General features: G+C 69.8%; 20 protein-coding genes and 1 riboswitch. Of the genes, 15 read left to right on the top strand and 5 right to left on the bottom strand.

From position 1 onward, the window contains the following. The first annotated feature begins 8 nt into the window (after positions 1-8). Together E1293_RS27300 and E1293_RS27295 are read left to right on the top strand one after the other, a co-directional pair. Positions 9-425 carry a DoxX family protein gene (locus tag E1293_RS27300; protein WP_132200351.1) on the top strand — a complete coding sequence of 139 codons (417 nt, stop codon included), beginning with the start codon at positions 9-11 and terminating at the stop codon, positions 423-425. A gap of 279 nt (positions 426-704) precedes the next feature. Then, positions 705-2,141 (top strand): alpha,alpha-trehalose-phosphate synthase (UDP-forming), encoded by a 1,437-nt coding sequence (locus tag E1293_RS27295; RefSeq protein ID WP_132200349.1) that lies wholly within the window; start codon positions 705-707, stop codon positions 2,139-2,141. On the opposite strand, the gene E1293_RS27290 is transcribed toward E1293_RS27295, so the two are convergent. Continuing rightward, positions 2,071-2,751 (bottom strand): ATP-binding protein, encoded by a 681-nt coding sequence (locus tag E1293_RS27290; protein WP_132200348.1) that lies wholly within the window; start codon positions 2,749-2,751, stop codon positions 2,071-2,073. The genes E1293_RS27295 and E1293_RS27290 overlap by 71 nt on opposite strands. A gap of 195 nt (positions 2,752-2,946) precedes the next feature. Here E1293_RS27290 and E1293_RS27285 point away from each other — a divergent pair, with 195 nt between their 5' ends. Next, positions 2,947-3,177: a DUF397 domain-containing protein gene (locus E1293_RS27285; RefSeq protein WP_132200347.1), complete on the top strand. Its 231-nt coding sequence runs from the start codon at positions 2,947-2,949 to the stop codon at positions 3,175-3,177. Positions 3,178-3,235: 58 nt separating this feature from the next. Continuing rightward, positions 3,236-4,771 carry an AMP-binding protein gene (locus E1293_RS27280; protein WP_132200346.1) on the top strand — a complete coding sequence of 512 codons (1,536 nt, stop codon included), beginning with the start codon at positions 3,236-3,238 and terminating at the stop codon, positions 4,769-4,771. A 131-nt stretch (positions 4,772-4,902) separates the two neighbouring features. Here E1293_RS27280 and E1293_RS27275 read toward each other — a convergent pair whose 3' ends face one another. Further along, positions 4,903-6,414 carry a DHA2 family efflux MFS transporter permease subunit gene (locus tag E1293_RS27275; RefSeq protein ID WP_132200345.1) on the bottom strand — a complete coding sequence of 504 codons (1,512 nt, stop codon included), beginning with the start codon at positions 6,412-6,414 and terminating at the stop codon, positions 4,903-4,905. A 472-nt stretch (positions 6,415-6,886) separates the two neighbouring features. Beyond that, a riboswitch (SAM riboswitch) is annotated at positions 6,887-6,975 on the top strand. Positions 6,976-6,982: 7 nt separating this feature from the next. Here E1293_RS27275 and E1293_RS27270 point away from each other — a divergent pair. Beyond that, complete coding sequence (locus E1293_RS27270) at positions 6,983-7,609, top strand: GNAT family N-acetyltransferase (protein ID WP_132200344.1); 627 nt, start codon at positions 6,983-6,985, stop codon at positions 7,607-7,609. Here E1293_RS27270 and E1293_RS27265 read toward each other — a convergent pair. Further along, a complete protein-coding gene (locus tag E1293_RS27265; RefSeq protein ID WP_132200343.1) occupies positions 7,606-8,538 on the bottom strand; it encodes an NAD(P)-binding domain-containing protein in 933 nt (310 codons plus the stop codon). The genes E1293_RS27270 and E1293_RS27265 overlap by 4 nt on opposite strands. Next, positions 8,531-9,265: an IclR family transcriptional regulator gene (locus tag E1293_RS27260; RefSeq protein ID WP_207939120.1), complete on the bottom strand. Its 735-nt coding sequence runs from the start codon at positions 9,263-9,265 to the stop codon at positions 8,531-8,533. Before E1293_RS27260 ends, E1293_RS27265 begins: the two co-directional genes overlap by 8 nt. A gap of 140 nt (positions 9,266-9,405) precedes the next feature. Here E1293_RS27260 and E1293_RS27255 point away from each other — a divergent pair, with 140 nt between their 5' ends. The 8 genes from E1293_RS27255 to E1293_RS27220 are packed head-to-tail and all read left to right on the top strand — an operon-like array spanning position 9,406 to position 20,052. Further along, on the top strand, positions 9,406-10,773 hold the full coding sequence (locus E1293_RS27255; protein WP_132200341.1) for an amidohydrolase family protein: 1,368 nt from the start codon (positions 9,406-9,408) through the stop codon (positions 10,771-10,773). Further along, positions 10,770-11,846, top strand: a complete 1,077-nt coding sequence (locus tag E1293_RS27250) for a dipeptidase (RefSeq protein ID WP_132200340.1) — start codon at positions 10,770-10,772, stop codon at positions 11,844-11,846. The genes E1293_RS27255 and E1293_RS27250 overlap by 4 nt, the downstream gene beginning before the upstream one ends. After that, positions 11,843-13,726 (top strand): ABC transporter substrate-binding protein, encoded by a 1,884-nt coding sequence (locus tag E1293_RS27245; RefSeq protein WP_132200339.1) that lies wholly within the window; start codon positions 11,843-11,845, stop codon positions 13,724-13,726. Before E1293_RS27250 ends, E1293_RS27245 begins: the two co-directional genes overlap by 4 nt. A 51-nt stretch (positions 13,727-13,777) precedes the next feature. Beyond that, positions 13,778-14,725, top strand: coding sequence for an ABC transporter permease (locus E1293_RS27240; RefSeq protein WP_132200338.1), 948 nt, complete (start codon positions 13,778-13,780; stop codon positions 14,723-14,725). Then, on the top strand, positions 14,722-15,642 hold the full coding sequence (locus E1293_RS27235) for an ABC transporter permease (RefSeq protein ID WP_165978413.1): 921 nt from the start codon (positions 14,722-14,724) through the stop codon (positions 15,640-15,642). The genes E1293_RS27240 and E1293_RS27235 overlap by 4 nt, the downstream gene beginning before the upstream one ends. 26 nt (positions 15,643-15,668) lie before the next feature. Further along, positions 15,669-17,729 carry an ABC transporter ATP-binding protein gene (locus E1293_RS27230; RefSeq protein WP_132200337.1) on the top strand — a complete coding sequence of 687 codons (2,061 nt, stop codon included), beginning with the start codon at positions 15,669-15,671 and terminating at the stop codon, positions 17,727-17,729. Between the two features lie 39 nt (positions 17,730-17,768). Then, on the top strand, positions 17,769-18,656 hold the full coding sequence (locus E1293_RS27225; RefSeq protein WP_132200336.1) for a tryptophan 2,3-dioxygenase: 888 nt from the start codon (positions 17,769-17,771) through the stop codon (positions 18,654-18,656). Positions 18,657-18,666: 10 nt separating this feature from the next. After that, positions 18,667-20,052 carry an FAD-dependent oxidoreductase gene (locus E1293_RS27220; protein ID WP_132200335.1) on the top strand — a complete coding sequence of 462 codons (1,386 nt, stop codon included), beginning with the start codon at positions 18,667-18,669 and terminating at the stop codon, positions 20,050-20,052. Here the strand turns inward: E1293_RS27220 and E1293_RS27215 are convergent. Next, positions 20,000-20,395: an ATP-binding protein gene (locus E1293_RS27215; RefSeq protein WP_132200334.1), complete on the bottom strand. Its 396-nt coding sequence runs from the start codon at positions 20,393-20,395 to the stop codon at positions 20,000-20,002. The genes E1293_RS27220 and E1293_RS27215 overlap by 53 nt on opposite strands. 185 nt (positions 20,396-20,580) lie before the next feature. Here E1293_RS27215 and E1293_RS27210 point away from each other — a divergent pair, with 185 nt between their 5' ends. Next, a complete protein-coding gene (locus E1293_RS27210) occupies positions 20,581-21,429 on the top strand; it encodes a helix-turn-helix domain-containing protein (protein WP_132200333.1) in 849 nt (282 codons plus the stop codon). Beyond that, positions 21,426-21,641, top strand: coding sequence for a DUF397 domain-containing protein (locus tag E1293_RS27205; protein WP_132200332.1), 216 nt, complete (start codon positions 21,426-21,428; stop codon positions 21,639-21,641). Before E1293_RS27210 ends, E1293_RS27205 begins: the two co-directional genes overlap by 4 nt. Positions 21,642-21,932 lie beyond the last annotated feature (291 nt).

Here is a 21,932-nt window from a genome sequence, read left to right as displayed (position 1 = left end):
ACGCCGGCCTGCTCCTCGGCCGGATCGTCCTCGGCGTGGTCTTCGTCGCGCACGGCTGGCAGAAGCTCCATGACGAGGGTCACTCCACCGTCGCCGCCTCGTTCGACCATCTGGGCATCCCGCTGCCGGGCCTGGCCGCCGTGTACGGCACCTGGGTCGAACTGCTCGGCGGCCTGGCGCTCATCGTCGGCGTCCTCGTCCCGCTCGCCGGGGTGCTCATCGCCCTCGATATGGCGGGGGCGTTCTGGTACGTCCACATGGGCAAGGGCTTGTTCAACCAGGAAGGCGGCTACGAGTACGTGATGGTCCTCGCCGCAGCCTGCCTCCTGCTCGCCTTCACGGGCGCGGGGCGCTTCTCGGTGGACGCCCTCCTGTGGAACCGCCGCCGCGAGGACGCCCCCGAACGGGAGTCCGTGAACGCCTGATCCACGGGGCCTCCGCACCGCCGCGTGCGGAGGCTCCGGCGTTTGTGATCTAGATAACTTTTCGCTCGCCGGACCGGCCGGTGTGACCGCCGCGTCAACTCCGGTCACCAGCCGGGAAAGGAATATGGCCCGCTCCAATCCGCCCCGGCGGCCGCCCCGACCTCCTGACATCCCTCTTTTCATGTATGCGGTCCTTTGCGTCGAAGTGACACAATGTTCCCGATGACCGTTTCTGGGCATGAGTGATCGCTGAGGGTTTCCTTGAGAGGCGGGTCGCAGGTGTCGCGCGGTAGTGAGTTCGTGGTGGTGGCCAACCGGCTTCCGGTGGACCGGAACGTCGGGCCGGACGGCGTTCCGCGCTGGAGGCGCAGCCCGGGCGGGCTGGTCAGCGCGATCGCCCCGGTGATGAGGCGCAGGCAGGGCACGTGGATCGGCTGGGTCGGTGTCCCGGGCGAGGAGCTGGAGCCGTTCGAGGAGGACGGCATGGCGCTCCACCCCATCGCGCAGTCCGCGCAGGAGGTCGAGCTCTACTACGAGGGCTTCTCGAACGCCACGCTATGGCCGCTCTACCACGACGTCGTCGCCCCGCCCGTCTACGACCGGGCGATGTGGGACGCCTACGTCCGCGTCAACCAGCGGTTCGCGGAGGCCGCCGCGAAGGTCGCCGCGAAGGGCGCGATCGTCTGGGTGCAGGACTACCAGCTCCAGCTCGTCCCGCGGATGCTGCGCGAGTTGCGTCCGGACCTGCGCATCGGCTTCTTCCTGCACATCCCGTTCCCGCCGACGGAGCTGTTCTGGCAGCTGCCCTGGCGGCGGCGGATCCTGGAGGGGCTGCTGGGCGCCGACCTGGTCGGTTTCCAGCTCCCGGGCGCGGCGGCCAACTTCGTGCGCCTGTGCCGCCGGCTCCTCGACGCCCGCTACACCAAGCAGGACGTCTACTGGGACGACCGCGTCGTGCGCGCCCGCGCGTTCCCCATCTCCGTGGACGTCGGCGAGCTGGACGACCTGGTCGGGCGCTCTGACGTCCAGGAGCGGGCGCAGGAGATCCGCACCGACACCGACGACGCGACCATCCTGCTCGGCGTGGACCGGCTCGACTACACCAAGGGCATCACGCAGCGCCTGCAGGCGTTCGGGGAGCTGGTCCAGGAGGGCCACATCAGACCGGGCCAGGCGGTGTTCGTGCAGATCGCGACGCCGAGCCGGGAGCGCGTCGAGCAGTACCAGCTGCTCCGCGAGGAGATCGAGCAGCTGGTCGGCCGGATCAACGGCGAGCACGGCGAAATCGGGTTTCCGGTCATCCACTATTTGCACAGTTCGTACGACCGCCCCGAACTGGCCGCGCTCTACCTGGCGGCGGACGTGATGGTGGTGACCCCGCTGCGGGACGGCATGAACCTGGTCGCGAAGGAGTACGTCGCCTGCCGCAAGGACCTGCGCGGCGCGCTCGTGCTCAGCGAGTTCACCGGCGCCGCCGCCGAATTGAAGCGCGGCGCGTTCCAGGTCAACCCGTACGACATCGACGGCCTCAAGAGCACGCTGCTGGACGCCCTGCACGCCGAGCCCGCGGAGCAGGCGCGGCGGATGCGCTCCATGCGGCGCCGCGTCATCGAGCACGACGTGGACCGCTGGGCCGAGGAGTTCCTCAGCGAGCTGGAGAATCCGGCGCGGTCCGTCCCCGCTCAGCCGCCTGTTCCGGTGGCCCTGGAGGGCTGACCCGCAGGTCGAAGGCCGCCCAGACGGCCTTGCCGCCGGTCGCGAGCCGCGCCCAGCCCCACGAGTCGCTGATCGCGCCGACGACCAGCAGGCCGCGGCCGCCCTCGACGAACCGGTCCGGGTCGCTCGGGATCGGCTGGGGCGTGCGGCCGCCCGGGTCGGTCACCGAGACGACGAGGCGCCTCGGGTGGCCGATCAGGACGAGCTGGATGGGGCACAGCGGCAGCGGCTGCGGGAGCCCGTCCAGGCCGTGCCGGAGCGCGTTGGTGACCAGCTCCGACACCGCGACGACCACGTCTTCGGCATCACTGGCCAGATCCCACGCTTCCAGCGTGACCTGGGTGAACTCGCGCGCCGACCGCGGCGCGGTGATCTCCGCCGGGAGCACCCGGCGGGCCGTGCGCGGGATGCCCGCGTGCGGAGCCGGCCAGAGGCCGGCGAGCCCGGGCGCGGCGACCGGGACGTTCGCCTGCGCGGGTTCTTGGACGTTGGGGCCGAGCTCCATCGTCGGGGCGTCCGGCCAGGGCGTGTGAACGGCCGAGGCGTGCCGCGGCCGGCCGCTCCCCATGGCGGCGGGGGCGGCGACGTCGTCTGCCTGGTCAACGGTCATGGTCAAACCTCAGAGGCGTGCGGGGTGGTCACCGGCGAGCGTTCGCTATCTTGCTCCCCAAGTCGTGCAGATGCAAGACCGTCTGCATGAACGAATGCAAGAACGAATGCACGTGCATCTCGTACCATTGTGTGGGGTGGGGCGAGATCGCGGCCTTCCCGGCAGGGAAGGCCGAGACGCCTAGAGGGGGCAAAGATGGACGGCCACCACATGTCGGACGTCCGGCGCAACGGGCTCGTCTGGCAGAAGAGCCGGCGGAGCAACCCGTCTGGCAACTGCGTCGAGATGGCCGAACTCCCCAGCGGGGAGATCGCCGTGCGCAACTCCAGGGACCCCGAGGGAGCGATCCTCGTCTACACGCGCGAGGAGGTGGAGGCGTTCGTGGGCGGAGCGAAGGACGGTGACTTCGACCACATGCTCGTCTGACCGACCGACTAAACCGAATGTGATTCCATTCGCCCGTCCGGCCGGATAGGTTGCGGCCATGCACCTGGGGCAGATCGCAGCTCAGACGCCCGACAAGCCCGCCGTGATCATGGCGGGCTCCGGGCGGGTCGTCACCTTCGGGGAACTGAACGAGGAGTCCAACCGGCTCGCGCAGCTGCTCCGCGCGGAGGGGCTGCGCCCGGGGGACCACATCGCGTTCATGCTGGAGAACCACCCGCTCTACCTGGCCGTCGCCTGGGCCGCGCAGCGGTCCGGGCTCTACTACACCGCCATCAGCTCCCGGCTCCAGCCCGACGAGCTCGCCTACATCGTGGACAACTGCGAGGCAAGGGTCTTCATCGCCAGTGCGTCGATGGAGGCCGCCGCGCAGTCCGCGCCGGACGTGCCGCTGCGCCTCATGCTCGGCGGCACGGCCCCGGGCTACGAGTCCTACGAGAAGCGCGTCGCCCAGCATCCGCCCACGCCGATCGAGGACGAGTGCGAGGGCGCGGACATGCTCTACTCGTCCGGCACCACCGGCCGCCCCAAGGGCGTGAAGCCGCCCCTGTCCGAGGCGCCGATGGGCACCGCGGGGGCCCTCCACACGCTGATCTCGACCCTGTTCGCGGCCGACGCCGACTCGGTCTACCTGTCCCCGGCGCCGCTGTACCACGCCGCGCCGCTCCGCTACTCGATCGTCTTCCACCGGCTCGGCGCCACCGTCGTGGTGATGGAGAAGTTCGATCCCGAGCAGGCCCTCGCCGCCGTCGAGAAGTACCGCGTCACGCACAGCCAGTGGGTGCCGACCATGTTCATCCGGATGCTCAAGCTGCCGGACGAGACCCGCGCGCGCTACGACGTGTCGTCGCTGCGCGCCGCCGTGCACGCCGCGGCGCCCTGCCCCGTCCCGGTCAAGGAGCAGATGATCGGCTGGTGGGGGCCGATCCTGCACGAGTACTACGCGGGCACCGAGGGCAACTGCTTCGTCTACACGAACTCGGAGGACTGGCTGGCCCACAAGGGCACCGTCGGCCGCCCCATCCTCGGCGAGGTCCACGTCTGCGACGAGGACGGCCGGGAACTGCCGCCGGGGGAGCCGGGGACCCTCTACTTCGGCGGCGGCCCCACGTTCGAATACCACGCCGACGAGGCCAAGACCGCCGCGTCCCGCGACCCGTGGGGGCACGGCTGGACGACCCTCGGCGACGTCGGCTACGTCGACGGGGACGGCTTCCTCCACCTCACCGACCGCCGCGCCTACATGATCATCAGCGGCGGGGTGAACATCTACCCGCAGGAGGCCGAGAACGTCCTCGCGGTGCACCCGAGGGTCGCCGACGTCGCGGTGTTCGGCGTCCCCGACACCGAGATGGGGGAGGCGGTCAAGGCCGTCGTCCAGCCCCTGTCCATGGACGAGGCGGGCCCCGGCCTGGAGGCCGAGCTGATCGCGTACTGCCGCGACCGGCTCGCCCACTACAAGTGCCCGCGCTCGGTCGACTTCCGCCCGGAACTGCCGCGCCACCCGACCGGCAAGCTCTACAAGCGGCTCCTGAAGGACGAGTACTGGGCGCGCGAACGTCCGGCGACCGCCTGAACCGGTCCTGAAAGGCGAAACCCCGGCCGGAACCCATATCCGGGTCCGGCCGGGGCCTGGAACGCGCCACGAGCGCCCTCAGCGGGCCTCCGCCGCCACCCGCCGGCGCGGCCGCGCCGGCGGAAGCGGACTCAGTGCATCGGCATCGGCGCGTCGGCCGCGCTGGTCTCCGGCTTCTTGCGCGGCAGCAGCAGCGCCGGCAGGAACGCCAGGAGCAGCAGCCCGGCCGAGTACCAGATGGTGTGCTGGAACGCGTCCGCCATCGGCCCGGCGATCTTCTTCATGATCTCCGGTGGCACCTTCTCGGTGCTGCCGATCCCGCCGCCGGCCCCGCCGCCCAGATTGGCCGTGAGCTGGTTCGCCAGCAGCACCGACATCAACGCGAAACCGATGGACGACGACACCTGCTGGATGATGTTCAGCATCGTGCTCGCGCGCGGCACCTCGTCGTGGACGAGGGTCTGGATCGCGGCCGCCATGGTCGGCATCATCGTCATGCCCATGCCGAGCCCCATCACGAACAGCGCCCCGCCGAGCGCCCAGTAGGACGTGTCGGCCTCCAGGACCGCGGCGAAGCCGGACACCGACAGCACCACGACGACCATGCCGACGAGCACGACCCGCCCGGGGCCGATCCGGTCGGTCAGCTTCCCGCCGATCGGCATCGTGACCATCGCGCCGAGGCCCTGCGGGGCCAGCAGCAGGCCGGACTGCAGCGCGCCCTCGCCGCGGACGGTCTGGTAGTACAGCGGCAGCAGCAGCATCGCGCCCATGAACGCGATCATGAACAGCACCATGGTGCCGGACGCGGCCGCCACCGAGCGCCGCTTCAGCAGCCGCAGGTCGATCAGCGGGTTCCGCGCGTTCAGCGCCCGGATCACGAACCCGACCACCAGCACGGCGCCGACCGCCCAGAAGACCAGCGCCTCGGGCTTCAGGAAGTCCTTGAACTCGGCGCCCTTGGCCACGCCGTAGATCAGCGAGGCGAGGCCGGGGGACAGCAGGGCCAACCCGATGAAGTCGAGCCGCTCGGTCCTCTTCGGCTGGTCCCGCTTGAGGATCCGCGCCGACAGCACCAGCGCGACGATGCCGATCGGCAGGTTGATGAAGAAGATCCACCGCCACGACACGTCGTCGACGAGGTACCCGCCGATGATCGGGCCGAGGATCGGGCCGAGCAGCATCGGCACGCCGACGATGCTCATCACCTGGCCGACCCGCTGCGGCCCCGCCGCCTGGGTCAGGATCGTCATGCCCGCCGGCATGATCATGCCGCCGCCGAGCCCCTGCAGGACGCGGAAGGCGATCAGCGACTCGGCCGACCAGGCGACCCCCGCCAGCATCGAGCCGATCACGAACAGCCCGATCGAGATCATGTAGAGCCGCTTGGTGCCGAACCTCGCCGAGGCCCATCCGGTGATCGGGATCACCGTGGCCAGCGCGAGCGTGTAGCCCGTCGCGACCCACTGGATCGTCGCGAGGGAGGTGTTGAACTCCTTGGCCAGGTCGTTGATGGCCACGTTGACGACGGTCACGTCCAGGATCGACATGATCGCGCCGAGCACGACCACACCGGCCACCGCGAGCACACCGCGGTCGAGCCCGCCGCCGGCGTCCGGCTCCTTCAGTGGGCCGTCCGCCATCTTGGGAGATGCGGGAGCGGTCAACTCTTCATTCCAATCGTCAGGCCCGCATGCGGGCACGCGGGTGCCGTGGGCACGTCTCAGGGGGTTACTGCCGCAAAATACTGCAGCGACTGACACTTTCGCGAACGATTAAACTTCGTCGGCTCCGGGAGTATTCCAAGGGGGTCCGACAGAACCGCCCTGCTCCACGCCCTCCACCCTCCGACCTCGACCACACTCGAGGTCAACGAACTGTGACGGACGTGACATCGAAACCTCCCCAGCCTTCCCCGTGCAGACCGGCCCTCCACCCAGAACTCATCGCGCCCCCGAAGATAACTTCTGAGCACTTTTCGAACTCACGCGAACACATTGAGTAATCGAGGCAGTCGAGAAAGCAGCGACGCCTGCGTCCAAAAGTCACCAAAGGTTCACCGACCGCCGTGCCGGTTGCGGTGTGGTGGGGGGCGGGGGAGGATTGCGGGCGTTCTGATCATCTAGAGGATCTGAGGGGCCTGGCCCGTTGACGGTCCGGCAACCTGCCCGGTGGCAAGGTGCCAATGCCAGGAGCGATGAGGGGGAAGCCATGGGCTTGCGGCTTGATGTTCCTGTGCTCGAAGGTTCGCTCGTGCGGTTGGAGCCGCTCTCCATGAGGCACGTGCCGGATCTGGCGCGGGCGGCGGAGGAGAACCGTGCCTCTTACGGGTTCACGCTTGTGCCTGGTGCCGCCGAGACGGAGGCGTACGTCGCGGAGCAGCTCGGGCGTCCCGGGCTTACGCCGTTCGCGCAGATCCGGGTGGTGGACGGGATGGCCGTCGGGCATACCGGGTTCTGGGATCCGCGGACGTGGCCCGGCCGGGACGAACTCCGAGCCGTCGAGGTCGGATGGACGTGGCTCGCGGCCTCGGCGCAGGGCACCGGGATCAACGTCGAAGCGAAGTCCCTCCTCTTCGGCTACGCGTTCGAGACGCTGAACGTCGTCCGGGTCGATCTCAAGACGGACGCCCGCAACGAGCGGTCGCGCCGGGCGATCGAGCGGCTCGGCGTGCACTTCGAGGGAGTGCTGCGGAGCTGGTCGCCCTCGTGGACGCCCGGTGAGCAGGGGCAGCTAAGGGATTCGGCCATGTTCTCCGTGGTCGCGTCCGAATGGCCGTCCGTCAAGGCGGCCATGGCTCTCCGCCTGGCGGAGGACGGCGCCAGGCCGGGCTTCTAGAGGTCCACGGTGATGCCGAGGCCGTGCTCGCGGGCCTGCTTGTAGGCGACGGCGGCTGCCGCGACGTCCAGGGCGGCGTGGCCGGTCGACTTGAAGAGGGTCAGGTCCGCGGGGGAGCGGCGGCCCGGGTGGCGGCCGTCGAGGACCGCGCCGATCAGGGTGGCCGCCGCTGGATCGGTGTCCTGGAGTTCCCAGGCACCGGCCGGGGGTGGTTCGGTGACAGCGCCCGGCCACTCCACGAACAGGGATGACGCTCGCAGGGTCTCCGCGTCGAACTCCGGGCCGTCGGAGCCGCCGACCGAGCTGAGATGCGCCCCGTCGGCGAGCCAGGACCGGCGGAGCACGGGCCGGCGGGCGGACGTGCAGCAGAAGACGACGTCGGCCGCCTTGACCGCGGCCTCGATGCCGGTGGCGGAGCCGGTGGGCAGGTCCGAGAGAAGGTCTTCCGCCTTGGCCTGGTCGCGCGCGCCGATCATCAGTTCCGCCGATTCCATCGCGGCGGCGAAGGCGAGCTGGGCGCGCGCCTGCGCGCCGGTGCCGATCACGGCGAACCGGGCGGCGTCCGGCCGGGCGAGCGCCAGCATGGCGGCGGTCGCGGTGGCCGCGGTGCGGACTGCGGTGATCGTCTCGGCGTCCATGACCGCCAGGAGGCGGCCGGTGTCCGCGTCGAAGTGCGCGACGATGCCGCGGTGGCCGCCCGCGGGGAAGACCGACACGAGCTTGGCGGACAGCCCCAGTTGGGGGACGTAGCCGGGCATCGCGCCCAGCAGCCCGTGCGTCGAACGGGCCGCCACGCGGGCCGGGGCGGAGACGTCGCCGCGGCTGATGGCGATGAGCGCGGTGCGCACCGCCGCCAGCACCGCGTCCGGCGGGGACGCCGCCCTGGTCTGCTCCCGGTCGAGGACGAGGACTCCCGAGGGGTCAGTCATGGTCGGCTCCGGCGCCGCTCAGCGTGCCCTCCAGCTCGGTCGTGGCGGCCGCGAGGTGTTCTTGCAGTTTCGCCAGGGTGGGGTCGTCGAACTCGCTGTCCAGGCCGACGATCGTCACGGCGCAGATCGGCCGTCCGCTGCCGGCGAGCGCCGCGCGGCTCACCGAGGCGATCACCTCTTCGTTGCGCCCGCGCTCCAGCGCGAAGCCCGTGCGCCGGGTGCGGTCGATGTCCTTCAGCAGCTCGGCTCTGCCCGCTGGTGGGTGCCCCTGGTCCTCGGCGGCGCGCAGGTAAGGGATCCGCGCGGCTTCGTCCAGGGCGGAGACCAGGGCCATCGGGCCGGCGAACTTGTGGATCGGCAGTAGTTCGCCCAGCAGATCGGTGATCATCGCGAGCCGCGGCGGCCGCACGACGTCGATCACCCGGCCGCCGTCGGGTTCGAGCACCTGCAGGTTCACCATCATCGCGGTCCGGTCGGACAGCGCCTGGAGCACGGGCCGGCTCAGGGTCACCAGTGAGTTCGCGGCCGCGGCCTGGGAGAACTGCAGCACGACGGGACCGGGCAGGTAGCGGTCCTCGCTGCGCATGATCCAGCCGCGCCGCACCAGTTCGAGCAGGATGCGGTAGGCGGTGGCGCGGTGCATCCCCGCCTCGTTCGCCAGCTCGCTGAGCCGAAGCGGGCGGTCGGCCCGGACGACGGTCTCGATGAGGTCCAAGGCCTTGTCCACGGCTGAGCTGGCCGGTCTGGGCAACTTCCCTCCACGGTCTAGCGCGTCTTCCGATGCTTGACGCACATTATCAGACGTTGCTAACGTTATAACAGTTGTTACGGTGTATGTAACAGCCTGAACGGAGACAGGCCGATCGCATGGTGGACAGAGACAAGCGACCGATCGCGGGCAACGACCCGGCCCCCACCCCCTTCGCCGCCGCCGAGCCAGGAGAGGTCGCGGTCTACCGCGAGGTGTCGCTGATCGACGGGACCGGCGCCCCCGTCCGGCACGGCATGGCGGTGGTGACGGACGGGCCGGCGATCACGGCGGTCGTTCCCGAGGACGAGCTCCGGCCGTCGGACCTGTCCGGCGCCGAGAGCATCGACGTGCGCGGCGCGTTCCTGCTGCCCGGCCTGATCGACACCCACCAGCACCTGTCGACGCCGCCTAACCGCGCGCAGGCGGAGGAGCTGATGCGGCGGCAGCTCTACGGGGGCGTCACCGCGATCCGCGAGATGGCCGGTGACCTGCGGCAGATGGCGGACCTGGCGCGCGCTTCGCTGGTCGGCGAGATCCCCGGCCCCGACATTCACAACGCCGCGCTGATGGCCGGTCCCGGCTTCTTCGACGATCCGCGCACCTGGCAGGTGTCGCAAGGGGAGACCCCCGGCGCCACGGCCTGGATGCAGGCGGTCGACGACGAGACCGACCTCCGGCTGGCCGTCGCGATGGCGCGCGGCACCGGGGCGACGGCCATCAAGGTCTACGCCGACCTCGACGCCCCACTGGTCGCCCGGATCACAGAGGAAGCGCATCGGCAGGGCATGCTCGTGTGGGCGCACGCGTCGGTCTTCCCCGCGATGCCCCGGGACGTGGTCGCGGCCGGCGTCGACGTCGTGTCGCACGCCCACTACCTCGCCTACCACCTCGCCGGCGAGCGGCCGGTGGCGTACAAGCAGCAGCGCGAGTACCTGGCGGACGCCTACGAGCGCTTCCTTGCGGCACCCGAGGACGCCGTCGACGGGCTGCTGGACGACATGCGCCGCCGCGGCACGATCCTCGACGCCACCGCGAGCCTCACGGCCAGGATTCCGTCCAGCGCACCCGGTGCGGCCGAACTCGCGCCGGACGTGATGAGGCGGCTCATCGACCGCGCCCGGCGGTCGGGCGTCACGATCTGCACCGGCACCGACTACGAGTCCCCGCCCGGCGATCGGTACCCGTCGCTCCACGACGAGCTCCGCCACCTGGTCGACTCGCTGGGCATGCCGCCGCAGGACGTCATCCGCGCGGCCACCCTCGCCGGGGCGTCCAGCGTGGGGCGGGACGACGCGATGGGCGTCGTCCGGCCCGGCATGCTGGCCAATCTCCTGATCGTCGCCGACGACCCGTACGACGACATCGACCATCTCCGCGACATCATCACGACGGTCAAGCGCGGACGGCGCCACGACCGGGCGGACTACGACCGCGCGGCCGCCACCAGGACCGGCGCGACCATCGAAGAGGGGGCGCCGGCGTGAGCGTCGACATCACGGACTTCACCGTCGTCAACGCGCTCGGCGGGCTGGACAACCCGAACGCCCCGGCGTCGATATCGGCCTCGGGCACGCTCGTCCAGACAAGCGAGCAGCTGACCGTCGACGCGCGCACGCTGGCGGACGCGCACGCCTCCGGCGTGACCGCGATCAACGTGACCTTGGGCTACACACTGGGCGACCTTCCGCCCTACCAGCACACCCTGGACGAGATCCGCACCTGGGACGCGATCATCAGCGCCCACCCCCGGGACCTGATGCGCATCGACACGGCCGCGGACATCGACGTGGCGAAGCGGCAGGGCAGGATCGGCATCATCTACGGCTTCCAGAACGCCGCCGCCGTCGAAGACCGTCCCGAACGCGTCGGCACGTTCGCCGACCTCGGCGTCCGGATCATCCAGTTGACCTACAACCAGGCGAACCAGGTCGGCGACGGCTCGATGGCGACGGGCAACCGGGGGCTCACCCCGCTCGGGCGCGACGTCGTGGCCGCCCTCAACGAACGCCGCGTCATGGTCGACCTCTCGCACAGCGGCGAGGAGACGTGCCTGGAGGCGGCGCGGGTGTCCGCGCAGCCCGTCTCGATCAACCACACGGGCTGCCGCGCGCTCGTCGACCTGCCGCGCAACAAGACCGACGAGGAACTGCGGCTGGTCGCTTCACAGGGCGGCTTCGTCGGCATCTACTTCATGCCGTTCCTCCACGCCTCCGGGCACGCCAAGGCGGCGGACGTGGTGGAGCACATCGTGCACGCGGTCAACGTCTGCGGCGAGGACCACGTCGGCATCGGCACCGACGGGACGATCACCGCCATCGACGACCTGGACGCCTATCGCGACCGGCTCGCCGAGCAGGTGGCACGGCGCCAGGCGGCCGGCGCGTCCGCGGCAGGCGAGCGGAGCGACACCTACCCGTTCGTCGTCGACCTGCGCGGCGTCGACCAGTTCAGGGAGCTGGCGCGGCTGCTGGCCGAGCGCGGCTTCTCGCCGAGCCGGATCGAAAAGATCCTCGGCCTGAACTTCCACAACTACGCGAAGGCGGTCTGGGGAGAATGACTATCTTCACCAAACGCGGATTCAGGCGGCGCTCCCCGCTCCTCGCGGTGACGCTGGCCGCCTTGCTGCCGCTCGCGGCGTGCAGCGGCGGCGATACGACCACCGGCCAGAAGTCCGGGTCCAAGACGTTCGGGTCGCTGCCCGCACAGTCGGGCACGCCCAAGGACGGCGGCGCCATGGACATAGCGCAGCAGCCCGGAGCCGGACCGTTCTACATGCTCCCGATCGTCCCCGGCGCCTTCAATTCGACGTACGTGACGTACCAGTTCCAGCGGCTCATGTACCGGCCGCTCTACTGGTTCCCCGAAGGCGCGAGCCACAAGGTCAACGAAGCGCTGAGCATGGCCGCGCTGCCGGAGTTCTCCGACGGCAACAAGACCGTGACCATCAAGATGCGGGAGGGCTACAAGTGGTCCGACGGCAACCCGGTCGAGGCCGATGACGTGGTCTTCTTCATCGACCTGGTGAAGGCGGCGCTCAAGAAGAGCCCGTCCAACTGGGCCGACTACACCCCGGGGCAGTTCCCCGACAGCATCGCCGGCGCGAAGGCGACCTCGAAGAGCACCGTCACGCTGAAGCTCAAAGAGGCGTACAACCCGGAATGGTTCACCGCCAACCAGCTGACGTCCGTCATCCCGCTTCCGGCCGACCAGTGGTCCCGCGCTTCGGCGGACGGCCCGATCCTCGACCACTCCTCGCCGAAGAACGCCAAGGCGATCTACACCTACCTCGACAAGGCGTCGCGGGACCCGGCCTCGTTCGCGAAGAACCCGCTGTGGAAGACGGTTGACGGCCCGTACCGGCTGAGCAGTTTCGACGTGACCACGAACTTCTATTCGATGGCCGCCAACGAGGCATACGGCGGGCCGCAGAAACCGCACATCAAGACGCTGAACTTCCGGCCGTTCACCTCCGAGACCGCCAAGTTCAACCAGCTCCTGAGCGGCAAGCTGACCATGGGAACGGTCGACCAGAACAACGTCGGGCAGGTGGCGGCGCTCAAGGCCGCGGGCTACCACGTCTATGGCGCGCCCAGGCTGGGCTTCAGCTTCATCATGCTCAACTTCAAGGACACGACCGGCAACGTCGACAAGCTCTACGCCCAGCACTACATCCGGCAGGCGCTGCAGCAGCTGATCAACCAGCCCGGCTACATCGCCAGCAAGGGCATGTACAACGGTGCGGCCGTCGAGAGCTACGGCACGGCCCCGGCGACCTCGCCGTACGTGTCCGGGAACGTCGCCACCGCGCCCTACCCCTACGACCCGGCCGCCGCCCGCAAGCTGCTCGAGGACCACGGCTGGAAGGTGGTGCCGAACGGCGCCACGACCTGCCAGCGTCCCGGCACGGGTCCGTCCCAGTGCGGGGCCGGGATTCCGCAGGGCCAGACGCTGAAGTTCAACCTCTTCTTCCGCAGCGAGCCGCAGCTGCACAGCGCGGTGAGCACCGCGTTCGCCTCCGAGGCCCGCAAGCTCGGCGTGACGGTCTCGGTCACGCCGAAGACCTTCAGCTTCCTGATCCAGAACTACAACGTGCCCGCGGCGCCCTCGAAGGCCGGCGAGTGGGCCATGTCGACCTGGGGCGGGTTCGGCACGAAGCCCTACCCGACCATGTCAGGGGTCTTCGACACCAAGGGCTCGGGCAACGTGGGCGCCTACAGCGACCCCAAGACCGACGAGCTGATCCGCGACTCGGTGCACGGCGGGGACCGCAAGGCCGTCCAGGCCGAGATCGAGCATCTGCGGACCGACCTGCCGGTGCTCTGGCTGCCGAACGCGCACATCATCTGGGCCTGGAAGGACACGCTGTCCGGCCCGGCGGACGCCTTCGCCAACCTGCCGTCCAACGTGCTCACCCCCGAGTACTGGTACCTGAAGTAGCCGGGCCCGCCGAAGCACCGGAGACCGTCGTCGAACGAAAGGAGGCAGGGCGTGGTCCAGTATGTGCTGCGGCGGCTGGGAACGTCGGTGGTCGTGATCCTGGGCGTCTCGTTGATCACCTTCCTGCTGCTGCACGGGATGTCCGGCTCGCCGGGCCGCGCGATCCTCGGCGTCCAGGCGAGCGCGGAGGCGGTGGCCGCCTTCGACCGTGAGCACGGCTACGACCGGTCGCTCGTCATCCAGTACTTCGACTACCTGGGCGGGCTGCTGCACGGCGACCTCGGCCACTCCTACAAGCTGAACCAGAGCGTGAACGCGCTGCTGGCGGAGAACGCGGGCCGGACGGCGATGCTGTCGGCGGTCGCGCTCATCCTGGCGATCTGCGCGGCCGTCCCGCTCGGTGTCTTCCAGGCGGTGAAGCGCAACAGCATCGGCGACAACGTGCTGACCGCGCTCACCTTCGTCGCCTACTCGATGCCGGTCTTCCTGCTCGCGATGCTGCTGATCCAGGTCTTCGCGATGGGCCTCGGCGTGCTGCCCGCCCAGGCGGCGCAGTCCAGCTCCGACTTCGTCATCTTCACCGAGCCGCGCGCCATGCTGCTCCCGGTGCTGACGCTGAGCGGCATCACCGTCGCGATGTACTCCAGATACCAGCGGTCCGCGGCGCTCGACCAGCTCGCGCAGGACTACATCAGGGTGGCGCGGGCGAAGGGCCTGTCCATGCGCATGGTCCTCACCCGGCACCTGCTGCGCAACGCGTGCATCCCGCTGGTGACCCTGATCGGCATGTCGATCCCGCTCCTGCTGACGGGGAACCTGGTGGTCGAGTCGGTCTTCAACTACCCGGGGCTCGGGCTGCTGTTCTTCAACAGCCTCAACAACCAGGACTATCCCGTGCTGCTGGGCTACACGCTGGTCGCCGCGACGCTGACCGTCCTCGGGAACCTCGTGGCGGACGTGCTGGTGGCGGCCACCGATCCGAGGACGCGGCGCGCATGACCGAATCGACGACCGACAAGACCGGGGCGCCCACCGCCCGGGACGACCGCGAAGCCCGCCTGCCGGACACCATGAGCGGCTGGCGGCTCACCGCGCGGGCGTTCATGGAGAACCGGCTCGCCGTCACCGGCCTCGGCATCATCGTCTTCTTCGTCCTGTTCTGCTTCGCCGGCCCGCACCTGTACACCACCGACCAGGTCACCGTCGACCCGGTGAGCAGCCTGCTCGCGCCGGGCGGCGCGCACCCGCTCGGCACCGACCCGCAGGGCTTCGACGTGCTCGGCCGGATCATGCGGGGCGGCCAGGCGTCGCTGCAGATCGGGCTGTTCGCGGCGCTGATCGCCACCGGGATCGGCACGCTGTACGGCACGGTCGCCGGGCTGGCGGGCGGTGTCGTGGACGGGTTCATGATGCGCGTGGTCGACACGCTCCTGTCGATCCCGTTCCTGTTCATCGTGCTGATCGTCGCCACCCGGTTCAGTTCCACGGTCCTGTCGCTGAGCCTGATCCTGGGCGCCTTCTCCTGGCTGGCGCCGGCCCGTCTCGTCCGGGCCGAGGTCCTGTCGCTGCGGTCCCGCGGGTTCGTCGCGGCGGCGACGGTGATGGGCGCGACCAAGGCGCGGATCATCGCCCGGCACCTGATCCCGAACGCGCTGGGCGTGGTGATCGTGAACATCACCTTCCAGGTCGCCGACGCGATCATCGCGGTCGCGCTGCTGGGCTTCCTCGGCTTCGGGCTCAACTATCCCGACGTCGAGTGGGGGACGCAGCTCTCCCAGGGCGTGTCCTACCTGCTGGGCGGGTCCTGGTGGCTGATCTACCCGGTCGGCGGCTGCCTGGTCCTGGTGGTCATGGCGTTCAACTTCGTCGGGGACGCGCTGCGCGACTCGATCGACGTACGGCTGAGGCGGCGCTGATGGCCGCTCGCGCAGGGAGGTCGCAGATGAAGCCCGACGCCCACCCGACAGCGGACGACGGCCCTGTCCTGACGATCGAGGGCCTGTCCACCGGCATCCGGCTGCGCAAGGCGGACGTCGCCGCGGTCAGCGGCGTCGACCTGCACCTGCGCCGGGGCGAGACCCTCGGGCTGGTGGGGGAGTCCGGGTGCGGCAAGTCGATGACCGGGCTGTCGGTCATGGGCCTGCTCCCGCCCGGCGGCGGCATCACCGCCGGGTCGATCAAGCTGGCGGGACGGGAGCTGGTCGGCCTCCCCGACAAGCACTACCAGCGGATCCGCGGCAACGAGATCGCCATGATCTTCCAGGATCCGATGACGTCGCTCAACCCCACCAAGACCATCGGCGAGCAGGTCGCCGAGCCCGTCCGGCTGCACCGCGGCGCGAGCCCGAAGCAGGCCCGCGACCGGGCGCTCGACATGCTCGCGCTGGTGGGCATCGCCCGTCCGGCCGAACGGCTCGGCCAGTACCCGCACGAGCTGTCCGGCGGGCTGCGCCAGCGGGTCATGATCGCCATGGCGCTGTCCTGTGAGCCCAAGGTGCTGATCGCGGACGAGCCGACGACGGCGCTGGACGTGACCGTCCAGGCCCAGGTCCTCCGGCTCCTGCACGACCTCAAGGACCGCCTCGGCATGGCCATGCTGCTGATCACCCACGACATGGGCGTGATCGCGCAGTGGGCCGACCGGGTCAGCGTCATGTACGCGGGCGGCATCGTCGAGAGCGCCCGCACCGGCGAGCTGTTCACGGGCATGCGGCACCCGTACGCGCAGGCCCTGCTCGCCTGCACGCCGCGGCTGACCCAGCGGCGCGACCGGACGCTCTTCTCCATCCCCGGCTCCCCGCCGGACTTGGCCCACCCGCCGGCGGGCTGCCGGTTCGCCGCCCGTTGCGCGCACGCCACAGACCGCTGCAGGAGCGAGGCGCCGCCGCTCACCGAGGACCGGCCCGGCCACACTCTGGCCTGCTGGAACCCGGTCGACGGCCCGCTCGGCCCGGTCGCGGCCGAGGCGCAGACCGCGCCGGAGACGCCGGCCGAACCGGCCGAACCGGTCCTCGCCATCGACGACCTGGCGAAAGAGTACGCGACGGGAAGGTCGCTGCTGCGCGGTGCGAAGCGAAGCGTCAAGGCCGTGTCCGGGGTGTCGTTCTCGGTCGAGCCGGGCCGGACGTTCGGGCTGGTCGGCGAGTCCGGCTGCGGCAAGAGCACCCTGGCCCGGATGATCGTCGCGCTGGAGAAGCCGTCGTCCGGGGGTGTCACCGCCCTAGGCGGTGAGCTGGGCGAGCTGCGCGGCCGCGGGCTGCGCCGGCATCGCCGCAACCTGCAGATGATGTTCCAGGACCCGTTCGACGCGCTCGACCCGCGCATGCGGATCGGCGCCATCCTGCGCGAGCCGTTCGCGGCCCAGGGGATCGGGACGGCCGCGGAGCAGCTCGCGGCGGTCCGCGACCTGCTGGACGAGGTCGGCCTGCCGCACACCGTGCTGGAGCGCTACCCGCACGAGTTCTCCGGCGGCCAGCGGCAGCGCATCGCGCTGGCCCGCGCGCTGGCGCTCAACCCGCGCGTGATCGTGGCCGACGAACCGGTGAGCGCGCTCGACGTGTCGATCCGGTCGCAGGTGCTCAACCTGATGCGGCGGCTCCAGGCGAAGCACGGGCTCACCTATGTGGTGATCTCCCACGACCTGACCGTCGTCCGGTACCTCGCGGACACGGTCGGGGTGATGTACCTCGGAAAGCTGGTCGAGATCGGCTCACCGGACGACATCTACCTGCGCGCCGCCCACCCGTACACCGCCGGGCTGATCGCCGCGATCCCCGAGCCGGACCCGGACGCCGAACCGCCCGGCGACCGGGACGGCATGGACACCGAGATGCCCAGCCCGTTCGACCCGCCGTCCGGCTGCCGGTTCCGCACCCGCTGCCCGCGCGCGCAGGCCCGGTGCGCCGAAGAGGAACCGGTACTGCGTGACTTCGACCCGGGCCACTCGGCCGCGTGCCATTTCCCGCTCCGCGAGCCGCAACCCGCCGCCGCCCAGGTCGGCTGACACCGACGACATGGCGCAGAGCCTTTTGAAGGGACGCAGGTGAACACCGCCGATCTCGAACCCTCCATCCGTCCGGCGTCCGAGCACGACCGCGCCGAACGCGCCGCCGCCGGCGGGGGAGAGCCCACGCTGGCGTTCACCGGGCGCGTGCCGTACGACGCCTACGTGCACGCCAGCACGCTGCACACCCTCCAGCGGCCGGTGAGCGACGACCCGGGCGAGATGTCGTTCCTGGTGATGAGCCAGGTGATGGAGCTTTACTTCGGGCTCGTCCGCCATGAACTGCGTGAGGGGCAGCGCCTGCTCCGGGAGGATGACGTGTGGGGCGCACTGCCGTCGCTGCGCAGGGCCGCGCTGCACCTGGAAGGGCTCAACGCGGGCTGGCGCGGCCTGCGCTGGATGACGCCGACCGACTTCAACCGCTTCCGCGACATGCTGGGCGAAGGCTCCGGCTTCCAGTCCGCGATGTACCGGCACCTGGAGTTCCTGCTCGGGCTCAAGACGGCCTCGCTCGTCCGGCCGTTCAGGCGGCAGCCCGAGGTGCACGCGGAGCTGACGTCGGCGCTGGAGGCGCCCAGCATCTGGGACGACGTCATCGCTCTGCTCGCCCGCAAGGGCCACGACATCCCGGCCGACCTGCTTTCTCGGGACGTCTCGCAAGAACACCAGCAGCACCCGGGCGTCGAAGCCGCCTGGGTGGAGATCTACGCGGACACCGGCCCCGGCAACCATCTCCGCATGCTCGGCGAGGCCCTGACGGACGTCGCCGAACGCTTCGGCGACTGGCGCTACCAGCATCTGACATCGGTGCGCCGCGCGATGGGCGCCAAGGCGGGCACCGGCGGCTCGAACGGCCTGCAGTGGCTCCAGCGCAGCATGGCCAGGGAGGTCTTCCCGGAGCTGTGGTCCGCCCGCACGTACATGTAGGAGACCAACGATGACGACGGCCGAGATCACCGTGGTCGGCGCCGGGCTCACCGGTTCCCTCCTCGCCTGCTACCTCGCCAGGCGCGGCCATCAGGTCTCCCTGTACGAGCGCAGACCCGACCCGCGCGTCGGCGACGGCGAGCGCGGGCGCTCCATTAACCTCGCCCTGTCCGAACGCGGCCTGGACGCACTTCGCCGGATCGGCCTGGAGCACCGGGTCATGGCGGACGCCCTGCCGATGCGCGGCCGGATGATCCATCCCGTGGCCGGGCCCCAGGACTTCCAGTCCTACAGCCGGGACGGCGACAAGTCGATCAACTCGATCAGCCGAGGCGCGCTCAACAACGCGCTGATCGACGCCGCCGAGGCCGCGGACGGCGTGACGCTGCACTTCGGCCACCGCCTCACCGGCCTCGACCCCGCCACGGGTTCGCTCCGGTTCGAGACACCCGACGGCACGGTGCGCGCCAGCGCATCCGTCGTGCTGGGAGCGGACGGCGCCGGATCGGCCACCCGCGCGCAGCTGGTGGCGGCGGGCGTGATCCGGGAGGACGTCGAGTTCCTCGACCACGGATACAAGGAACTGATCATTTCCGCGGCCGACGGGGAGTTCGCCCTGTCCCCGGACGCACTGCACATCTGGCCGCGCGGCAACTCGATGATGATCGCTCTCCCCAACCCAGACCGGTCCTTCACCTGCACACTGTTCTGGCCGAACGAAGGCGAGTCGGGATTCGCGTCCCTCGACGGCCCGGCGGCCGTGAAGCAGTATTTCGGCGTCCACTACCCGGACCTGCCGCCGCTCTCTCCCGGCCTGGTGGACGACTATCTCCGCAATCCCGTGGGCAGGCTCGGCACCGTCCACTGCGACACCTGGCACGTGCCAGGCGGCCGGACGGCGCTTATCGGCGACGCCGCCCACGCCATCGTCCCGTTCTACGGACAGGGCGCCAACTGCGCCTTCGAGGACGTCGTGGAACTCGACCGCTGCCTCACCGAAACCGCCGACAACTGGGAGACCGCCCTGCCGCTGTACGAGAAGCGGCGTAAGGACAACGCGGACGCCATCGGACGCATGGCACTCGAAAACTTCACGGAGATGCGCGACAAGGTCGCCTCGCCGATCTTCAAGGCAACCCGGAAGACCGAGCACGCGCTGCAGCGGGCCCTGCCCGGGTTGTGGCTGTCCCGCTACGAGCTTGTCTCGTTCTCCACCGCGCCTTACGCGAAGGTCGAACGTCGTGCGAAACGTCAGTGGCGCTTCCTGGCAGGGGGGCTGGCGGTAGCAGGTGGCATGGCCGCGATCAGCCTACGGCGGATCGCGTCCTGGAACGCGGCCCGCCTCAGCCCTGGTGGAGTTCGAACCAGACCGCCTGGCCCTCACCGCGCGGGGTGACGCCCCAGGCGCCGGCCGTGTAGGCGACGATCCGCAGGCCCCGGCCGCAGATCGCCGTCTCATCCGTCTCGGCCAGATGCGGGACGGTCTCGGAGCCGCCGTCGTCGACGACCTCGATGCGGACATAGCGCTCCGAGTAGCTCACCTCCACGAGGATCTGCCCGCCCTTCCCCGACCTCGTGTACCGCACAGCGTTGGCGACGAGTTCGCTCATGCAGAGCGCGGCGTCGTCCAGGCAGGGGTGCGCGCCCAGCACGTCCCGCAGCCATCGCCGCGCATGCCCGGCCGCCCGTTCCATCCCCGGCAGCAGAAGCGCGTCGAACCTCACCGTCGGCACCGTCATCGCTCGTTCCTCTCGGTCGTCGTCGCCGAAAAGAATGAGCCGGACCCACTGTGTCAAGCGATACGTTGGCCCGCCTCGTCCCGAGGTCCCCGGGCTCACGTGCCCCAGTCACTTTTGACTGAGTCACTTTGGCCAACTGATGAACGTAGCCCCATGGTTACGCATCGTTAGGTCATGATTACGCCATGGGCAACCCGCAGCGTCCGACCATGCGAAGCCGCAAGCTCGGCGCGATGCTGCGCGAGCTGCGGGAGAGCCGCGACCTCAACCTCCAGAAGGCGGCCCGCCTCCTGAACCGCACGCCGTCCTCCCTGAGCAAGCTCGAAACCGGCAAACGAGGCATCCGCCGCCCCTCCCTGGAGCACATGCTCGACCGCTACGAACTCACTGATCCCCAGCGGCGCAAGGCGCTCTACGACCTCGCCCGCCACGCCACCGACAAAGGCTGGTGGCACCGCTACGAAGGGAAGCTCTCCTCGTCGATGCTCGACTACATCTCCCTGGAAGCCGAGGCCACCTCACTCAAGAGCTTCCAACTCCATCTCATCCCTGGACTCCTTCAGACCGACGACTACGCTCGTGCGGTCATCACATCGGGCGTCTCCCAAGGCAAGATGCCTGACGTTGACGGGCTGGCGGAGATCCGCATGCGCCGCCAGCAGGTTCTCTTTGAGAAAAACCCGCCCCATCTGTGGGCCATCGTCAGCGAAGCTGCGCTCCGCCAGCAATTCGGTGGGCTCGAGGTGATGAAGGCTCAGCTCAGCAGGTTGATCGAACTCTCGCTCCTACCGAATGTGACGCTTCAGGTTCTGCCGTTTGCGGCCGGGGCTCACCCAGGTCACAACGGCTCCTTCACCACGTTGTCGACGAACGAACTCTCGGTGGTCCTGGTCGAGAACCTGACCAGTGGCTGGTACCTAGAGCACTTGGACGACATCCGGCGTCACGACGTGGTCTTCGACCATCTCAGGGCTGTCGCTCTTCCCCCATCTGATTCCCGATCGCTGATCGAACGGCTAGTGTCAGAATCATGACCAGTCGGCAGTTCGTCTTCTCCCCATGGCGTAAGAGCAGCCACAGTGGCGGTGAAGGACAGGAGTGCGTTGAGGCGGCAGCGCTGACGGGGCAGGGTGTGGCGCTGCGGGACTCCAAGGATGCGGACGGGCCGATGATGTCCATCGCGCCGTCCGCGTGGGCGTCCCTCCTCAGCAGCATCAAGGGCGGCGCCTTCGACTCCACGCGCTGACCTCTCCCGCAGAATTCAAGGACGGGTCTTCGCCGCGTGGAGTTGCTCTGAGAACGTTGTGCGCCACGAGTGGCGTGAGGCCAGGGCGGCCAGGACGGCGCCGGAGGTGTTGAGGAGGACGTCGTCCACCGAGGACACCCGGTCCAGTCGCAGGACATATTGCGTGAGCTTCCCCCCGTAGCACGGACACCCGATCTGAGTTGACCTTGATCAACTTGGGAAGGAAGTGTCTCGTGCCACCACCTCACCCGCCGGAGTTCCGGCGTCGCGCCGTCGAGCTGGCCCGTACCG

The organism is Actinomadura darangshiensis (assembly GCF_004349235.1).
Classification (GTDB): Bacteria; Actinomycetota; Actinomycetes; order Streptosporangiales; family Streptosporangiaceae; genus Spirillospora; species Spirillospora darangshiensis.
This window is presented reverse-complemented; position numbering and strand designations above follow the sequence as displayed.